This is a genomic window from Streptomyces microflavus (assembly GCF_014650075.1).
GTDB lineage: Bacteria > Actinomycetota > Actinomycetes > Streptomycetales > Streptomycetaceae > Streptomyces > Streptomyces microflavus.
The window spans coordinates 307,647-323,442 of record NZ_BMUG01000006.1 but is presented as its reverse complement, the minus strand read 5'-3'; the positions used below and the strand labels follow the sequence as shown (position 1 = coordinate 323,442).

Genomic DNA, 15,796 nt, shown 5'->3' with positions numbered 1-15,796 from the left:
GGAAAAAGTGGCCCGTAAATGAGATCCGCCGGGCGGCCCCACCCCCCACGGGAAGGACGCCCGGCGGACCGGTCGGTGTGATCAGCGGATCAGCGGTTCGGCGGATGCCCACGCGCTGCTTCCCGCTCCCGGGTCGTTTCGGAACGAAGCAGCCCAAGAGAGCGCATTCCCGCAGTAGTTGCTGGTACTGCGGTGGCGCCACACTGGCAGAGGGGCCAGGGGGACGGGGGATGATGTGCGCGGCGGGTTTACGCCGTGGCCCTTTTCCGCCACGGCCGACCGGCCGGAACGGGCGCTACGACGCGCGATCACCACACCGGGGAGGGTCGGGAAATGCTGGGGGCCATAGGTCTCGATGAGAGGCAGGAAGCCGTGTACCGCGCGCTGGTGGCGGCGGGAGCGGCGGAACTCTCCGATCTCGCACACCGGCTGTCCCTCCCGGAGGTGGACGCCGAGCGGGTGCTGCGGAGGCTGGAGCAGCAGGGTCTGGCCGCGCAGTCGTCGGCCCGCCCGGGCCGCTGGGTGGCGGCTCCGCCCGGGGTGGCGCTGGGGGCCCTGCTGATCCAGCAGCGCCACGAGCTGGAGCAGGCGGAGCTGGCGTCCGCGCTGCTGGCCGAGGAGTACCGGGCGGAGGCGAGCGAGCCCGAGGTGCACGATCTGGTGGAGGTGGTGACCGGATCGGCGGCGGTCACCCAGCGGTTCCACCAGTTGCAGCTGGGAGCCGCTTCCGAGGTGTGCGCCCTGGTCACCGGGAAGCCGATCGCGGTGACCGGGATGGAGAACGAGTCCGAGGAGCGGGCGGCCTCGCGCGGGGTGGCCTACCGGGTGGTCGTCGAGCGCGAGGTGCTGTCGCTGCCGTCCGGGATCCTGGAGCTGTCCGCCGCGCTGAGCCGGGACGAGCAGTGCCGGGTGGTCGACCGGGTCCCGACGAAGCTGGTGATCGCCGACGGGACCCTGGCGATGGTCCCGCTGACCGGGCGCGGCGCCGAGCCCGCCGCCCTGGTGGTGCACGCCAGCGGGCTGCTCGAGTCGCTCATGGGCCTCTTCGAGGCGGTGTGGCGCGAGGCCATGCCACTGCGGCTCGGCGAGGGCGGGTGCGGGGTGCGCGAGGACGGCGTCGGGCCCGATCCGACGGACCTGGAGATCCTCTCGCTGCTGCTGGCCGGACTGACGGACGCCAGCGTGGCCAAGCAGCTGGAGCTGGGGCTGCGGACCGTGCAGCGCCGGGTCAAGGGGCTGATGGAGTTGACCGGGGTCTCCACCCGGCTCCAGCTGGGCTGGCATGCGTACGAACGTGGCTGGGTGGCCCGTACCCCGCCTGCCTGAGACACCGTCGGCGCAGGTCGCCGGGGGTGCGCTGACGCGCGGAGACGTGCGCTCTCCGGCAGGCTGGTCGAATGAGTGTGTGGCAGCTCGTCGCCGTGGGCCTGGTCATGCTGCTGGGGCTGGTCGGGGTCCTGGTGCCGGGTGTGCCGGGTCAGGCGATCGTCTGGGCGGCGGTGCTGTGGTGGGCGCTGACGGACATGACCCCGACGGCCTGGGGCGTACTGATCGGCGCAACGGCCCTGTTGCTGGTGAACCAGGCCCTGAAGCCGGTGCTGCCGCCGCGCCGCCCGGCCGAGTCGGGGGCACCCCGCCGGACCCTGATGATCGGCGGGGTCGCGGGGATCGTGGGGTTCTTCGTGGTACCGGTGGTGGGCGGCATCGCCGGGTTCGTGGGGGCGATCTACGGAGCGGAGCGGCTGCGGCTGGGGAGTCGTGGGGCGGGCTGGACGTCGGTGCGCTCGGTGATGCGGGCGACGGGTTACGCCGTGCTGGTGGAGCTGTTCGCCTGTCTGCTGGTGGCGGGGGCCTGGGTGGGCGCGCTGATCTGGGGGTGACCGGCCTCGGCGCGGAGCGCGGCCCCGCGGGCGGCGGTCTCCAGGTGGCGTACGGCGTACGAGCGCCAGGGCCGCCACCGCTCGGCCCCCGGCGTCCCGTACGGGTCCACGTCCGGATCGCCGAGCGCCCGCATCCGGATCAGGGCCGCGGTCGGCCCGTCCACCCCGGGCAGCGTCGCCAGCGTCCGTGCCGCCTCCTCCCGGTCGGCGCCCGCGTCCAGCCGCAGCTCCCCGTCGGCGAGCGCGGTGGCCAGGGCCCGCAGGGCGGGCTCCGTGGCGGCCCCGGCCAGGACGCCCGGCTCGGGGAACACATGGGTGAGCGCGCCGCACGGCACGTCCAGCACCTTCCCGTACCGCTCGACCAGCTCCTCGGCCCGCTCCCGCCCCACGAGCGCCCGTACGGCCTCCTCCTCCGGATCCGCCGCTCCCGGCGAGCGCAGCCCGGGGCGGGCGGCGACCAGCGGGGCGATCCGGGGGTCGGCCGCCAGGGCCTCGTCGACGGCGTACGGATCGGCGTCCAGGTCGAACAGGCGCCGCAGCCGCTGTACGGCGGTGGTCAGGTCGCGCAGGTCGGTGAGGTGGATCCGGGCCTCCAGCCAGGGTCCGGGCGACGCCTCGTCGACGGCGGCGATCCCGGTCCCGTACGGCAGCCGCAGGGTACGCCGGTAGGTGCGGCGCCCGGGCTCCCCGGCCAACTCCTCGACCCGGGCCACGGCCTGCTCCCCCAGCAGGTCGAACAGGGCGCCGGTGGCGTACGGGCCCCGATGGGCGAGGCGCAGCGGGATCCCGGCCCGCAGCCCTTCGCCCCGGCCCCCGCCGAGCCCGGTCCCGGCCTCCGCGCGCAGGGCACTGGGAGTGCGGGCGTAGATCCGGCGGATGGTGTCGTTGAACTGGCGGACACTGGCGAACCCGGCGGCGAAGGCGATCTCGGTGACCGGCAGGCCGGTGGTCTGGAGGAGCACCCGGGCGGTGTGGGAGCGCTGGGCGCGGGCCAGCGCGACGGGTCCGGCGCCGAGTTCGGCGTTGAGCTGGCGCTGGACCTGCCGGGCGCTGTAGCCGAGCCGCCCGGCGAGCCCGGGTACGCCTTCGCGGTCCACCACGCCGTCGCCGATCAGCCGCATGGCCCGGCCGACGACGTCGGCACGGACGTTCCACTCGGCCGAGCCGGGCACGGCGTCGGGGCGGCACCGCCGGCAGGCCCGGAAGCCGCCCGCCTGGGCGGCCGCGGCGGTCGGGTAGAAGCGCACGTTGGCGCGTCGGGGGGTGACGGCGGGGCAGCTCGGCCGGCAGTAGATGCCGGTGGTCACGACGGCGAAGAAGAACGCGCCGTCGAACCGTGCGTCGCGGCTGCTCACCGCCTCGTACCTGGTCCGTTCGTCCATCACACCGTCCAGTGTGCGGCAGCCGCCGCTGCCGCACTCGCGGTTTTCGGACGTCGAACCGTAGGACCCCGGCTACCGCACCCGGCCGCCGCGCTTGGCCTGCATCGCCGCGCGTCCCTCGGCGCCCTTGCGCTTCCAGTCCTTCAGGATCTCCGAGCGCACCCGGGCGTCGGTCTTGGCGACGATCCGCTGGTTCTCGCGCAGCAGCTTGCGGTAGCTCTCCAGCCGCCGCTCGGGCAGGGTGCCGTCCTCCAGCGCGCCGAGGACCGCGCACCCGGGCTCGCTCCCGTGGGCGCAGTCGTGGAACCGGCACCGCGCCGCCAGCTCCTCGATCTCGGAGAAGAGCTCGCCGACCCCGGTCCCGGCGTCGAAGAGGCCCACCCCGCGCAGCCCGGGGGTGTCGATGAGGACACCCCCCTGCGGCAGGACGAGGAGGTTGCGGGTCGTGGTGGTGTGCCGGCCCTTGCCGTCGACGTCCCGGGCCGCCTGCACCTCCATCTCTTCCCTGCCGAGCAGGGTGTTGGCGAGGGTGGACTTGCCGGCGCCGGAGATGCCGAGCAGCACGCTCGTACCGCCGGAGACGACGGCGCCGAACACGTCGAGCCCCTCGCCGGTGGTGGAGCTGACGGGGAGCACCTGGACTCCGGGGGCGACGGCCTCGATGTCCTGGACGAGGTGGGACAGGGTGGCCGCGTCGGGCACCAGGTCGGCCTTGGTGAGCAGGACGACCGGCTCGGGCCGGTACTCCGCGGTGACGGGTCCGTCGCCGAGGAGGGCGGCACCGTTGGAGCTGGACAGGGCGAGCGCGAGGAAGCGCTCGATCCGCCCGAGGTCGAGCTCCACGGCGAGCGAGACACAGATGGCGATGTGGTCGATGTTGGTGGCGAGCACCTGGCCCTCGGACCGCTCCGAGGAGGTCGAGCGGACGAAGGCGGTACGGCGCGGCAGCAGCGTACGGACGAACCGCGGGTCGCCGTCCGCGTCGAGCGCCACCCAGTCACCGGTGCAGACGATCCGCATCGGGTCGCGCGGCACCACGAAGGCGGTGTCGGCCCGGACCGGGCCGTCGGGGGTGATCACGTCGCACCGACCGCGGTCGACCCGCACCACACGCCCCGGCACGAGGCCCTGATCGGCGTAGGAGGAGAAGGCGGCCGCCCAGTCGTCGTCCCAGCCGTACGGAGTCAGCGGGTGCGAGGAGGACGGAACCGGAAGAAACGAGAAAGACAAGGGAAACCCTTCACAGGGCGGCCCCGGCACCGCGCGCTCGCGCGGGACGTACGTGACGTGGGTCAGCCGGTGGCCACGGGGGTGGGAACGATGATCTTCTGGTTGTGGGCAGCGCCCATCGCAACGACAGTCATCAATGTCCTCACCTCCTGATTCCTCGGGTTCTGATTCCTTGGTCTCTTGCGCGGCCGAGCTTAGCCGCGCCGCTCCCGGCGGCGTCAACAGGTTTTCCGGCGCCCGCGCCGGAGTTACCCCGTGATCTCCGCGATCTCCCACGATCGGGTGATACGCATGCATAGCGACCGGTCCGGGGCCGTTAGGGTGCCGGTCATGACCACACCTCAGACCTCCACCGGCACGTTCACACCGGCCCAGTTGGGCACCCAGATCCTGATCGGCTGGAGCAGCCGGCAGCCCGGCGCCGACCAGGACACCGCCTACCTCCTCGCCTACTCGCTGGGCGACGGCCAGGACGGCCCGGAGGTCGGCCGGAACGCGCTGCGCATCGCGCTGGAGCGGGCGGGCCTCCAGGCCGGCGGCCCGATCCAGGACGCGGCCGAGGCCCCGGGCATCCAGGCGAAGCTCCTCGTCCAGGCGGGCCAGGCCGTCCTGACGATGCCTCACCTCAAGGCGCAGTACCCGGCCCCTCCGGAGTGGCTCGCAGCCGCCCTGGGGCAGGGGCAGGTGTACGGCATGTTCGCCACCACCCCGTGGCCGGAGGCCGTTCCGGGGCAGCCCGTCAGCGAGGACCAGCTGCGGGCCTTCGCGGCGAACGAAGAGGTCGTGCGCACCGCCGCCCACTGCCTGCTCCCGGTCCGCTCCCTCGGCTGACCTTCCCCACTGGCCGCCCGGACACGGCGATGCCCACCACCCCCCGTGGAGTGGTGGGCATCGCCGTGTCCCGGTGCCGCGACGGGCGCGGTGCCGTGACAACGAGGGCGGGCGGCCCGGGGGTGCACCCCGGACCGCCCGCGCTCACTGCGTCAGGCAGTGGTACGTCAGTTGTTGCCGACGCCGTTGCCCGAGAGAACCGGGATGTCGTCCAGGATGTGCGAGAGCGGCTCGTCGCCCTTGGCCTGGGTGGAGTTGTCGGCGCACTGCTGGTTCTGCGGGTTGGACAGGACGTTGACGTCCTGGACCGCGATCGGCACGAGGCCGACGAGCGAACCGACGTTGGCCTTGAGCGGCAGGCCGACGCAGAGCTTGTTCAGGGTGCCCTGGACGAGCTGGTTCTGCGGGCTCCAGTCGCCCTCGGTCTCGGCGTTGCCGATCTCCGACTCGGCACCGTTGCCGTTGACCGTGGTGGTGCCACCGTCGTTGCCGATCGCCATGGCCGTGGGAGCCGCGACTGCGGACAGACCGAGCAGGGACACGGCCACTGCAGCGCCGGCCATAATCTTCTTCATCAACTTCACCTTTCGGAGCGTCCCGTTGTGGAACGTACTGATCAACTGCCGGGGTGCCCGATCGGTTGCGCAGTACCACTCAAATGGGTTTGTTCCGGCGCAAGGTCGACGCCACTCCCCAGTCGCCAGGGGCCTCAGCTCCCGGGGACCTGGTCCGAGGTGCGCGCCGCCGGTACGAATCCGCCGCTGCGGCGGGGGGCGGGCTCCTGGTGCGGTTCGGGGAGGGGGCTGTCGTGCCCGGCGGCCCGCCACTCGGCGACGAGCCGGTCGTAGATCGGTGTGCCGCCCGGTGCGGGCCACTGCTCTCTGCTCTGCGGGGTCTGACTGTCGTACGGATCCATGGAGAGGCACTACCCGGACCGGGGCGGATCGTCAGCCGGGGCTACGGCATCCGGCCCAACCGGGTGGACCGGCCGGAGGCGACGGCACACGACGAAGGGCCAGTCCCTCCGGGCCGGCGAAGAACGGTCGCCGTGCGGATGGACTGGCCCCACGCGGTCACGCGGTGCGGACCGGGACTACCCGGTCTCAGTTGTTGCCGGCACCGTTGCCGGAGAGGATCGGGATGTCGTTCAGGAGGTGCGACAGAGCCTCGTCACCCTTGGCCTGGGTGGAGTTCTCGGTGCACTGCTGGTTCTGCGGCGAGGACAGGACGTTGATGTCCTGGACCGAGATCGGCACGAGGCCGACGAGCGAACCGAGGTTCGCCTTGGCCGGCAGGGCGATGCAGGGCTTGTTGAGCGAGCCCTGGATCAGCGCGAACTGCGGGCTCCAGTCACCGTGGGTCTCGGAGTTGCCGTAGGCCTGCGAGGCGCCGTTGCCGTTCACCGTGGTGGTACCGCCGTCGTTGGCGATGGCCATGGCGGAGGGGGCGGCCGCAGCGGAGACACCGACGACCGAGACAGCGACAGCTGCCGAGGCCATGATCTTCTTGAACATGAAAGAGCCCTTCTGGGGAGTGATGCGTATCGATCGAGGAACCAGGGAGGAACGGTCGTGCTGCGGCGGTCAGCCGCCGAGGGGAACCCCACCGAGCAGCGGAGTGGCACTCTCGGCCGCACCGGTTGCCTGGCCCGCCAGCTTGCCGACCGTGCCGTCCTTCGAGACCGTCTCGGTGGTCTCGGCGACCGTGTCCACGAGGGGGTCCACGACCTGCGGGGCACTGGCCATCACCTGGTTGAGGCCACTGTCGAGGCTGAAGCTCGGGGCCGTGGGGGTAGTAACGGCGAAGGCGGGAGCGGCCGCTCCGAGGGCAGCCACGGAACCGGCAACGAGGGCGGCGGTCTTCGCGTACTTCACTTTTCTGGTTCCCTTCTGCGCGGCGTCTGCTTCGGTCACGTCTCCGTGCCGCACACAAGCTTTCTTTACCTGTGACTTCTGCCGCTTTCCTCAGGGATAACGATCAGGCCGCGTGCGGGAAACTGCGCCCGCACGACTTTCTCCGGCGGAAGGTTTCCGCGACGGACGGCGGGAGGAATTGCGCGGACAACGCAGAAGCCCCGGACGGCCATTGCCGTCCGGGGCGGGACCGGTCCGGGCGCGAAGGCCCGGACCGGTCGGTTTTCACGCGTTGATGCAGGTGTTGCCGAAGGTCGGGTTCAGCAGGCCGATCACGTTGACGGTGTTGCCGCAGACGTTGACCGGGATGTGCACCGGCACCTGCACGACGTTGCCCGACAGCACGCCCGGGGAGCCCGCGGCGATGGCCTCGGCACCCGAGTCGGCCATGGCCGGCGCGGCGGCACCCATCGCCATGAGGGTTCCGGCGGCGACTGCGGCAACCTTGGTGTACTTCACTTTTTTGTCCCTTTCCTCGGCGGAGTCCGGTGCGGTCACGACTGTCGTGCCCGCCCGAGCCAGGTCCTGATCGCTCGTGACTCCGGCGCTGTCCTACCTAACGATGAACGCCCGGGATCGAAACTGTTCGACGGGCGGATTCCCGGATTTCCGCCCGAATGCCGCAATGCCCGTGGGGCCTTGGGGCCGTGCGGTGGGGAATGCGGACGGAAGGCCGACGGCCGCATTCCCGGGAAGACGACGGACCCGGGCCGCTCGGTGGAGGAACGCCGATGGCCCGGGCCCGAGTAGGACGGCTGCGGATCAGCCGTTGCCGGCACCGTTGCCCGAGAGGATCGGGATGTCCTCCAGGATGTGGGACAGGGCCTCGTCACCCTTGGCCTGGGTGGAGTTCTCGGTGCACTGCTGGTTCTGCGGCGAGGACAGGACGTTGATGTCCTGGACCGCGATCGGCACGAGGCCGACGAGCGAACCGAGGTTCGCCTTGGCCGGCAGGGCGATGCAGGGCTTGTTGAGCGAGCCCTGGATCAGGCCGAACTGCGGGCTCCAGTCACCGTGGGTCTCGGAGTTGCCGTACGACTGCGAAGCGCCGTTGCCGTTGACCGAGGTAGTGCCTCCGTCGTTACTGATCGCCATGGCCTGCGTCGAGCCGAGCCCGAGGATGGAGGCGGCGACAGCGCCCGTAGCCAGAACCTTCTTGATCACGATTAACCCTTCTCGTACTGGTTGCCCCGTAGCGGGGCGCCCTGGTCAACTCGGCACCGGGTGTTTGGTTCCGTGCATTCACCCGAATGCCGGGCTCAGGGGGCGCACGGCGCGGGAGCGCGACCGGTCCGGCTCCGCCTTCGCACGCCTTTAGCACCGCACACCTTTAGCACCACCTCTGTTCGCACGACCATCTGTTCGTGAAGGAATTGCGGACACATCGTCCGGTGCGTTCGTCCGAACGGGTCGACGTGCCCGGTACGCCGTCTCCCCGCGCACCCATCGCCGCGGCGCCCACCTCAAGGTCAACACCGCTTATGCAAAGGAAAGTTGGGGCTGAATCGTTTCCCTTCAACGGCGGCCGGGTCAGGGCACGGTTCACCTAATCCATCCGTTCGGGTGATTACATAACTTCCACGCCTCTCCGAGTTTCCCGCGTGGCCTTCGATCGTTATGGCAGTCGTCCAGCGCGCATGTGTTCACGACTTTCACCATGGCTTCCCGTGGGGGATCCGGGGGTCCGCCACAGCAGCGGCACCACCCGACGGCTCCGCGCGCGTAGCACCCACGCGAATGTCCTCGCGAATGTCCTAAGGAAGGGCAAGTAATGCGACAGGCCTTGAATAAAAGCATGATCGTCATGGCGGCCGCGTCGGGCCTCCTGGCCGCGGCCGGCGGCTCCGCGTACGCCGACGCGTCGGCCGAGGGCGCTGCCGTCGGTTCGCCGGGCGTCGGCTCGGGCAATGCCGTGCAGGTGCCGGTGCACGTCCCGGTCAACGCGTGCGGCAACACCGTCAATGTGATCGCCCTGTTGAACCCCACGTTCGGCAACGCCTGCAAGAACGTGAGCTCCAGCGGCCACGACGACGGTTACGGATACGGCAACGGCGGCGGGAACGGCACGGGCGGCTCCAGCGCCGAGGGTGCGGCGGTCGGCTCCCCCGGGGTGCTCTCCGGGAACCTGGTCCAGGCCCCCGTGCACGTCCCGTTGAACGTGTGCGGCAACACCGTGAACGTCATCGGTGCGCTCAACCCGGCCTTCGGCAACAAGTGCGCGAACGTGAGCGGCCCGAAGGACGACTACCCGCCCACCGAGCCGCCGGTCGAGCCTCCGGTCGAGCCGCCCACCGAGGAGCCGCCCACGGAGGAGCCGCCGACCGAGGAGCCCCCGGTCGAGGAGCCGCCCACCGAGGAGCCCCCGATCGAGGAGCCTCCCACGGAGGAGCCCCCGACCCAGGAGCCGCCGGTCGACGAGCCCCCCACCGAGGAGCCCCCGACCCAGGAGCCGCCGGTGGACGAGCCGCCGACCCAGGAGCCCCCGGTCGACGAGCCGCCGGTCGACGAGCCCCCGACCGCGCAGCCGCCCACCGGCACCCCCGGATCGAACACCCCGGGTACGCACACCCCCGGCTCCGGCACCCCGGGCCTGGCCGACACCGGTGCGGCCGGTCTCGGCCTGGCGGCAGGCGCGAGTGCCGCACTGCTGCTCGGCGGGACGGTGCTGATGCGCCGCACCCGTAACGCGCGGGACTGATAGCCGGCCACCGCAGGAACGAGGTCCGGCCGGACAGCGGGGACTGTCCGGCCGGACCTTTCGCGCGCCCGGAGAAGGAGGCCGGGGCCGCCGTCAGCGGGCGACGCGCTCGAAGACCGCGGCGAGCGCCTGGCCGCCGCCGATGCACATCGTCTCCAGGCCGTAACGGCCCTCGCGGCGGTGCAGTTCGCGGGTGAGGGTGGCGAGGATGCGGGCTCCGGTGGCGCCGACCGGGTGGCCCAGCGAGATGCCCGAGCCGTTGACGTTGATCCGCTGTTCGTGGTCGGTCTCGCCGAGGCCCAGCTCCCGTGTGCAGGCGAGCACTTGGGCGGCGAACGCCTCGTTCAGCTCGATCAGGTCGAGGTCGGCAAGGATGAGTCCGGCGCGGTCCAGTGCCGTGCGGGTCGCGGCGACGGGGGCGATGCCCATGGTGGCGGCGGGGACCCCCGCGCGGGCGCACGAGACGAGCCGGACGAGCGGGGTGAGGCCGAGGCGTTCCGCGGTCCCGGCGCTGGTGACGAGGCAGGCGGCGGCCGCGTCGTTCTGGCCGCTGGCGTTGCCCGCCGTGACGGTGGCCTCCGGGTCGGACTTCGCCATCACCGGGCGGAGGGCGGCGAGTTGCTCGGCGGTGGTGTCGGGGCGGGGGTGCTCGTCGGCCGAGACGACGGTCTCGCCCCTGCGGGTGCGTACGGTGACGGGGGCGGTCTCCGCCTCGTACCGCCCCTCGGCCGCGGCACGGGCCGCCCGGTGCTGCGAGCGCAGGGCCAGGGCGTCCTGGTCGGCGCGGCTGATCCCGTACTCCCGGCGCAGGTTCTCGGCGGTCTCGATCATGCCGCCGGGGACCGGGTGGTGGACGCCTCCGGCGGTGACCCGGCCCCGGGCGAGGGAGTCGTGGAGCTGGAGGCCGGGGCCCTTGATGCCCCAGCGTCCGTCGTGGGTGTAGTAGGGCGCGGCGCTCATGACGTCGACGCCGCCGGCGATCACCACCTCGCTGAAGCCGGTCCTGATCTGCATCGCCGCGTCCAGGACCGCCTGGAGCCCCGAGCCGCAGCGGCGGTCGATCTGGGAGCCGGTGACGGTGGTGGGGAGCCCGGCGTCCAGGGCGGCGACCCGGCCGATGGCGGGTGCGTCGGACGAGGGGTAGGCGTGGCCGAGGATCACCTCGTCGACCCGGTCAGGGTCGATGCCCGTGCGGGCGACGACCTCGGCGACGACGTGCGCGGCGAGCGAGGCCGGTGTCTGCTGCGCGAACGCTCCGCCGAAGCGGCCGATGGGGGTGCGCAGCGGTTCGCAGATGACGACTTCGAGCGGCACGGCGGGGCCTTTCCTTCAGGGCTGTGACGGTACGGGCGGGTTCGGGCGGTCGGTGGCCTTTCACCTCGGGTCACGTTCCGGAGGGCCTCCCGGATGACCTTCGCATTTCGGGACTGAGTCGGTCCAATATCGAATGTGCGCCGGATCGAGAGGTTCCGCGTCTCAATCGGGGGTCTGCGTGGGGGTCGGCAGCGCTTCCTCCGCCACGGCGAGGACCGCGCGCAGGGCGGCGGAGGGGTTGTCGGCGCGCCAGGCCAGGGCCGCCCGGAGGCGGATCGGGGGCCCGGCGAGGGGGCGGTAGACCAGGCCGTTCTGCTGGATGTGCTGGACCGAGGTGACCGTGAGGGTGACGCCCACCCCGGCGGCGACGAGGGCGAGGATCGTGTACGAGTCGGGGGCCTCCTGGACGACGCGCGGGGTGAACCCGGCGCTCTCGCAGGCCTCGGTCATGGCGTCGCGGACGGTGGAGCCGGAGTTGGCGGGGAAGGAGACGAACGGTTCGCCGGCGAGTACGTCGAGCGGTACGGTCCCGCGCCGGGCGAGCGGGTGGTCGGAGGGCAGGGCGCAGACCAGCTCCTCCTCGTCGATCACCCGGTGGGCGACGCCGGGCCGGGTCACCGGCAGCCGGACGAAGCCGAGGTCGAGCGAGCCGTCCGCGACCCGGGACAGTGCGGTGTTGGCGTACGTCTGGCCGGTCATGACGAGTTCGAGCCCGGGGTGGGCGGCGCGCACGGCCCGGGTGAGCTGGGGCAGCGTCTCGTGGCTGGAGGCCCCGGCGAAGCCGATGGTGACCCGGCCGTACTCGCCCCTCCCCGCCGATCTGGCGGCCCGGACGGCGGTGTCGAGGTCGTCGAGGACGGTCCTTACGGGTTCGAGAAAGGACTCCCCCGCGCTGGTGAGCCGGACCGAGCGGGTGTTGCGGCGGAAGAGCTGGACGCCGAGCTCCTTCTCCAGCTGGCGGATCTGCTGGCTCAGCGGTGGCTGGGCCATCTGGAGCCGCTTGGCGGCCCGGCCGAAGTGCAGTTCCTCGGCCACGGCGAGGAACGCGTTGAGGTGGCGTAGCTCCATATTCATACTCCTGGCGTCTCGATCCGACCTTAATTCGGTATTGGACAGCCATCAATGGGTGCTGACACCGTGGGGTCCGCGTATGCGGACGATGAGGAGAACCGTGGACCGGACGGCCGGCAAGGTCATGTCGATGAGGGAGGCCGTCGCCGCCTTCGTCCACGACGGGGACACCGTGAGCCTCGAAGGGTTCACCCATCTCATCCCGACCGCCGCCGGGCACGAGATCATCCGGCAGGGCCGCCGGGATCTCACGGTCGTCCGGATGACGGCGGACATCGTGGTGGACCAGATGCTGGCGGCCGGGTGCGTGACGCGGCTGGTCTCCTCCTTCGTGGGGAACTCCTCCGCCGGTTCGCTCGGGGAGCTGCGGCGGCGGATCGAGCACGCCGACCCCGAGCCGCTGGCGTTCGAGGAGTACAGCCACTACGGGATGATCTGCCGCTACCTCGCGGGGTCGCAGCGGCTGCCGTTCTACCCGCTGCGTTCGTACGCGGGCAGCGACCTGCCGTCCGTCAGCCCCGGGATCCGCAAGGTCGCCTCGCCCTATCCGGCCGCCGACGGGTCCACCGAGCAGATCTACGTCGTACCGCCCGTCAACCCGGACGTGACGATCATCCACGCCCAGCGCGCCGACCGCCGGGGCAACACCCAGATCTGGGGGCTGACCGGCATCCAGGCCGAGGCGGTGTACGCGGCGGAGAAGGCGGTCGTGGTGGTGGAGGAGCTGGTGTCGGACGAGGTGGTCCGCGCGGATCCGAACCGTACCCTCGTCCCCGCCCACGCGGTCGACGCGGTGGTGCTCTGCCCGCGCGGGGCGCACCCCTCGTTCGCGCAGGGCTACTACGACCGGGACAACGCCTTCTACCGGGCCTGGTCCGCGATCAGCAAGGACCCGGTGCGGCTGCGGGAGTGGCTGGCGGAGTGGGTGTACGGGACCGCCGACCACGCGGAGTACGTGACGAGGCTCGGCGAGGAGTTCTGGGCCGGCCTCGCGGTCGGCGAGGCGCTGAGCGAGCCGGTGAACTACGGGAGGCGGCTGTGAGCGAGGAGCGTACGAAGACCACGGGGGCCGTCACCTCGTCGGAGCTGCTCTCCGTCGTCGCCGCGCGCGAACTGGCGGGCCGCCGGACCGTGTTCGCGGGGATCGGGCTGCCGACGCTCGCCGCCGAGCTGGCACATCTGACCGTCGCGCCGGAGATTGAGGTGGTGTACGAGTCCGGGGTCTGCGGGGCGCACCCCTCCCATCTGCCGGAGACCATCGCGGACGCGGTGCTGATCACGGGCGCCGAGGCGGTGCTGTCGATGCCCGCGCTGTTCGGCTGTGTGCTCCAGGGCGGCCATATCGACGTGGGGTTCCTGGGGGCCGCGCAGATCGACCGGTGGGGCAGCCTCAACACCTCGGTGATCGGGGAGTGGGCGAGTCCGGCGGTACGGCTGCCGGGCTCCGGGGGCGCGGTCGAGGTGATGGCCAACGCCCGGGAGGTCTTCGTCGTGATGCGCCGCCACACTCCGCGCTCCTTCGCCGGAGAGCTCGACTTCTGTACGACGCCCGGTCCCGACCGGGCTCTCGCGGACGGCATCCGCCCCTTCGGCGCCGGCGTCACCCGGGTCATCACCGAGCTCGGCGTCCTCGCCCGCGACGGGGTGGGCGACGAGCTGCGGCTGGTGGCCGTGCACCCCGGGGTCACCGTCGAGCAGGTCCGGGCCGCCACCGGCTGGGAGCTGAAGGTGGCCGATGCGGTCACGACGGTGGAACCGCCCACGGATGCGGAGCTGCGGCTCCTGCGCGACGATGTCGACCCCCACCGTGTCTACCTCCGCTGACAACCGCTTCATGACCGTCTCCGCCGGAAGGACCTCAACTGCCATGCGTATCAGGATCGTCGGAGCCGGGGCCATGGGCCGCGGCATCGCCCAGTGGGCGGCGAGCGCGGGTCACACCGTGGAGCTGGGAGACGTACGGGCCGAAGCGGTGAAGGACGCCGTGGAGTTCGTCGTCTCGATGCTGGACCGGGCGGTGACCAAGGGCCGGATGTCCGCGGCGGACCGGGACGCGTCCGTGGCGCGGCTGGTGCCGCTGGAGGACCCGTGGGCCGCCGGGCCGGACGTGGAGCTGGTCATCGAGGCCGTACGGGAGGACCTGGGGACCAAGGCCGAGGTGTTCGGGAAGCTGGAGCGGGCGCTGCCCTCCTCCGCCGTCTTCGCGACCAACACCTCGTCCCTGTCGGTGACCCGGATCGCGGCCACCCTCCAGGACCCTTCGCGCCTGGCGGGGCTGCACTTCTTCAACCCGGTGCCGCTGATGCGGATCGTGGAGGTGGTGCCGGGCGCGGCGACCCGGCCGGAGATCCCGGCCGCGCTGACCGAGCTGGTGGAGGGGTGCGGGCACAAGGCGGTGACCGTGGCCGACACCCCCGGCTTCCTGGTCAACCACGCGGGGCGCGGCCTGGTGACGGAGGCGCTCGCGCTGCTGGAGGAGTCGGTGGCGGGGCCCGCCGACATCGACCGGATCGCGCGGGACGTGCTGGGGCTGCGGATGGGCCCGTTCGAGCTGATGGACCTGACCGGTCTCGATGTCACGGCCGCGGTGATCGACTCGATCTGGCAGGGCTTCCGGTACGAGGACCGGCTGCGCGCGTCCTACCTGACGCCGAACCGGGTGGTGGCCGGGCTGCACGGCCGCAAGACCGGGCAGGGCTGGTACGCGTACGGCGAGGACGCCGGGGGTCCCGCGCCGGAGCCGGCGGTGACCGGGGACGGTGACCGGCCGGTGTTCCTGGCCCCGAGCGGGTCCGTGGAGACGACGTCGTACGTGGACGCGCTCGCCGGTGCGCTGGAGGCGGCGGGGGTCCGGGTCGAGCGGGGCGCGGGGCCGTCCCCGGAGGCGTTGGTGCTGGTGCCGGGGTGGGGGACGACGGTGTCCGCCGCGATCCGGGCGGGCGGGCTGCCGCCGGAGCGGACGATGGGCGTGGAGGTGCTGCCCGCGGCCGGACGGCGGCGGGTCCTCGCGGTGACGGCCGCCACCGGTCCTGCGGCCGCCCGGGACGCCCGGGCGGTGCTGGCGCGGGCGGCGGCGGACGAGCCGCACGCCGTGACCGTGGTGCGGGACACGGCGGGCTCGGTCGCGCAGCGGCTGCTGTCGTCGGTCGTCGCGGTCGGCGCCTCGATCGCGGAGCGCTCGCTCGCCACCCCGGCCGACATCGATCTGGCGGTGACGACCGGGCTCGGCTATCCGGCCGGGCCGCTGGCCTGGGGCGAGCGGATCGGGGCCCGGCGGCTGCTGGAGCTCCAGCGGGCGCTGCACGCGGCGACGGGCGACCCGCGCCACCGTCCGACGCGCTGGGTGACTGAGCGGGCGGATCTGGGGCTCGCGCTGACCGAGGCGGGGACTCCGGTGGGCGACTGCTGGGGGTGATCCCGAATCGGACGCGCGCGCGTCCGATTCGTACAAGACCGTGGGGAGGCCCGGTGGCTACG

Annotated in this window: 17 protein-coding genes; 7 read left to right on the top strand and 10 right to left on the bottom strand. The window is 72.3% G+C overall.

From position 1 onward, the window contains the following. Positions 1 to 333: 333 nt before the first annotated feature. Positions 334 to 1,326, top strand: a complete 993-nt coding sequence (locus tag IE264_RS19480) for a helix-turn-helix transcriptional regulator (RefSeq protein WP_015612276.1) — start codon at positions 334 to 336, stop codon at positions 1,324 to 1,326. Positions 1,327 to 1,397: 71 nt separating this feature from the next. Beyond that, positions 1,398 to 1,880, top strand: coding sequence for a DUF456 domain-containing protein (locus IE264_RS19475; RefSeq protein WP_031127188.1), 483 nt, complete (start codon positions 1,398 to 1,400; stop codon positions 1,878 to 1,880). Here the strand turns inward: IE264_RS19475 and IE264_RS19470 are convergent. Beyond that, positions 1,805 to 3,262 (bottom strand): DNA-3-methyladenine glycosylase 2 family protein, encoded by a 1,458-nt coding sequence (locus tag IE264_RS19470; protein ID WP_032753706.1) that lies wholly within the window; start codon positions 3,260 to 3,262, stop codon positions 1,805 to 1,807. The genes IE264_RS19475 and IE264_RS19470 overlap by 76 nt on opposite strands. 72 nt (positions 3,263 to 3,334) lie before the next feature. Further along, entirely contained in the window at positions 3,335 to 4,492 is a 1,158-nt protein-coding gene (gene rsgA, locus IE264_RS19465; RefSeq protein WP_032753704.1) for a ribosome small subunit-dependent GTPase A, read from the bottom strand. Between the two features lie 330 nt (positions 4,493 to 4,822). Between rsgA and IE264_RS19460 the strand changes: the two genes are divergently transcribed. Next, positions 4,823 to 5,323 (top strand): DUF5949 family protein, encoded by a 501-nt coding sequence (locus tag IE264_RS19460; protein ID WP_032753702.1) that lies wholly within the window; start codon positions 4,823 to 4,825, stop codon positions 5,321 to 5,323. Between the two features lie 167 nt (positions 5,324 to 5,490). On the opposite strand, the gene IE264_RS19455 is transcribed toward IE264_RS19460, so the two are convergent. The 6 genes from IE264_RS19455 to IE264_RS19430 all read right to left on the bottom strand — a co-directional run bounded on the left by IE264_RS19455 (position 5,491) and on the right by IE264_RS19430 (position 8,400). Continuing rightward, positions 5,491 to 5,898 carry a rodlin gene (locus IE264_RS19455; protein ID WP_015612271.1) on the bottom strand — a complete coding sequence of 136 codons (408 nt, stop codon included), beginning with the start codon at positions 5,896 to 5,898 and terminating at the stop codon, positions 5,491 to 5,493. A gap of 134 nt (positions 5,899 to 6,032) precedes the next feature. Next, the gene (locus tag IE264_RS19450) at positions 6,033 to 6,239 is read right to left on the bottom strand and encodes a hypothetical protein (RefSeq protein ID WP_032753700.1); all 207 of its coding nucleotides are present in this window, start codon (positions 6,237 to 6,239) and stop codon (positions 6,033 to 6,035) included. 187 nt (positions 6,240 to 6,426) lie between these two features. Beyond that, positions 6,427 to 6,837 carry a rodlin gene (locus tag IE264_RS19445; protein WP_015612269.1) on the bottom strand — a complete coding sequence of 137 codons (411 nt, stop codon included), beginning with the start codon at positions 6,835 to 6,837 and terminating at the stop codon, positions 6,427 to 6,429. 69 nt (positions 6,838 to 6,906) lie between these two features. Next, positions 6,907 to 7,197, bottom strand: a complete 291-nt coding sequence (locus tag IE264_RS19440; RefSeq protein ID WP_015612268.1) for a hypothetical protein — start codon at positions 7,195 to 7,197, stop codon at positions 6,907 to 6,909. Positions 7,198 to 7,461: 264 nt separating this feature from the next. Further along, positions 7,462 to 7,695, bottom strand: coding sequence for a chaplin (locus IE264_RS19435; RefSeq protein WP_031127181.1), 234 nt, complete (start codon positions 7,693 to 7,695; stop codon positions 7,462 to 7,464). A 303-nt stretch (positions 7,696 to 7,998) separates the two neighbouring features. After that, entirely contained in the window at positions 7,999 to 8,400 is a 402-nt protein-coding gene (locus IE264_RS19430) for a rodlin (protein WP_015612266.1), read from the bottom strand. A gap of 607 nt (positions 8,401 to 9,007) precedes the next feature. Here IE264_RS19430 and IE264_RS38550 point away from each other — a divergent pair. Beyond that, a complete protein-coding gene (locus IE264_RS38550) occupies positions 9,008 to 9,934 on the top strand; it encodes a chaplin (RefSeq protein ID WP_032753698.1) in 927 nt (308 codons plus the stop codon). A 93-nt stretch (positions 9,935 to 10,027) separates the two neighbouring features. Here the strand turns inward: IE264_RS38550 and IE264_RS19420 are convergent, their stop codons facing one another. Both IE264_RS19420 and IE264_RS19415 read right to left on the bottom strand, forming a co-directional pair. Next, the gene (locus IE264_RS19420) at positions 10,028 to 11,248 is read right to left on the bottom strand and encodes an acetyl-CoA C-acetyltransferase (RefSeq protein ID WP_032753695.1); all 1,221 of its coding nucleotides are present in this window, start codon (positions 11,246 to 11,248) and stop codon (positions 10,028 to 10,030) included. A gap of 162 nt (positions 11,249 to 11,410) precedes the next feature. Beyond that, a complete protein-coding gene (locus tag IE264_RS19415; protein ID WP_032753692.1) occupies positions 11,411 to 12,316 on the bottom strand; it encodes a LysR family transcriptional regulator in 906 nt (301 codons plus the stop codon). Between the two features lie 91 nt (positions 12,317 to 12,407). Here IE264_RS19415 and IE264_RS19410 point away from each other — a divergent pair, with 91 nt between their 5' ends. The 3 genes from IE264_RS19410 to IE264_RS19400 are packed head-to-tail and all read left to right on the top strand — an operon-like array spanning position 12,408 to position 15,734. Then, positions 12,408 to 13,361, top strand: a complete 954-nt coding sequence (locus IE264_RS19410) for a CoA transferase subunit A (RefSeq protein ID WP_032753689.1) — start codon at positions 12,408 to 12,410, stop codon at positions 13,359 to 13,361. After that, positions 13,358 to 14,143: a CoA-transferase subunit beta gene (locus IE264_RS19405; protein ID WP_032753687.1), complete on the top strand. Its 786-nt coding sequence runs from the start codon at positions 13,358 to 13,360 to the stop codon at positions 14,141 to 14,143. The genes IE264_RS19410 and IE264_RS19405 overlap by 4 nt, the downstream gene beginning before the upstream one ends. Positions 14,144 to 14,186: 43 nt before the next feature. Further along, a complete protein-coding gene (locus IE264_RS19400; protein WP_032753686.1) occupies positions 14,187 to 15,734 on the top strand; it encodes a 3-hydroxyacyl-CoA dehydrogenase in 1,548 nt (515 codons plus the stop codon). Positions 15,735 to 15,796 lie beyond the last annotated feature (62 nt).

Excerpts from the sequence above, each read along its gene's own strand:
- IE264_RS19480 (WP_015612276.1), top strand. The coding sequence starts at position 334 with ATGCTGGGGGCCATAGGTCTCGATGAGAGGCAGGAAGCCGTGTACCGC.
- IE264_RS19475 (WP_031127188.1), top strand. The coding sequence starts at position 1,398 with ATGAGTGTGTGGCAGCTCGTCGCCGTGGGCCTGGTCATGCTGCTGGGG.
- IE264_RS19470 (WP_032753706.1), bottom strand. The coding sequence starts at position 3,262 with ATGGACGAACGGACCAGGTACGAGGCGGTGAGCAGCCGCGACGCACGG.
- IE264_RS19460 (WP_032753702.1), top strand. The coding sequence starts at position 4,823 with ATGACCACACCTCAGACCTCCACCGGCACGTTCACACCGGCCCAGTTG.
- IE264_RS19455 (WP_015612271.1), bottom strand. The coding sequence starts at position 5,898 with ATGAAGAAGATTATGGCCGGCGCTGCAGTGGCCGTGTCCCTGCTCGGT.
- IE264_RS19450 (WP_032753700.1), bottom strand. The coding sequence starts at position 6,239 with ATGGATCCGTACGACAGTCAGACCCCGCAGAGCAGAGAGCAGTGGCCC.
- IE264_RS19445 (WP_015612269.1), bottom strand. The coding sequence starts at position 6,837 with ATGTTCAAGAAGATCATGGCCTCGGCAGCTGTCGCTGTCTCGGTCGTC.
- IE264_RS38550 (WP_032753698.1), top strand. The coding sequence starts at position 9,008 with ATGCGACAGGCCTTGAATAAAAGCATGATCGTCATGGCGGCCGCGTCG.
- IE264_RS19415 (WP_032753692.1), bottom strand. The coding sequence starts at position 12,316 with ATGGAGCTACGCCACCTCAACGCGTTCCTCGCCGTGGCCGAGGAACTG.
- IE264_RS19410 (WP_032753689.1), top strand. The coding sequence starts at position 12,408 with ATGAGGAGAACCGTGGACCGGACGGCCGGCAAGGTCATGTCGATGAGG.
- IE264_RS19400 (WP_032753686.1), top strand. The coding sequence starts at position 14,187 with ATGCGTATCAGGATCGTCGGAGCCGGGGCCATGGGCCGCGGCATCGCC.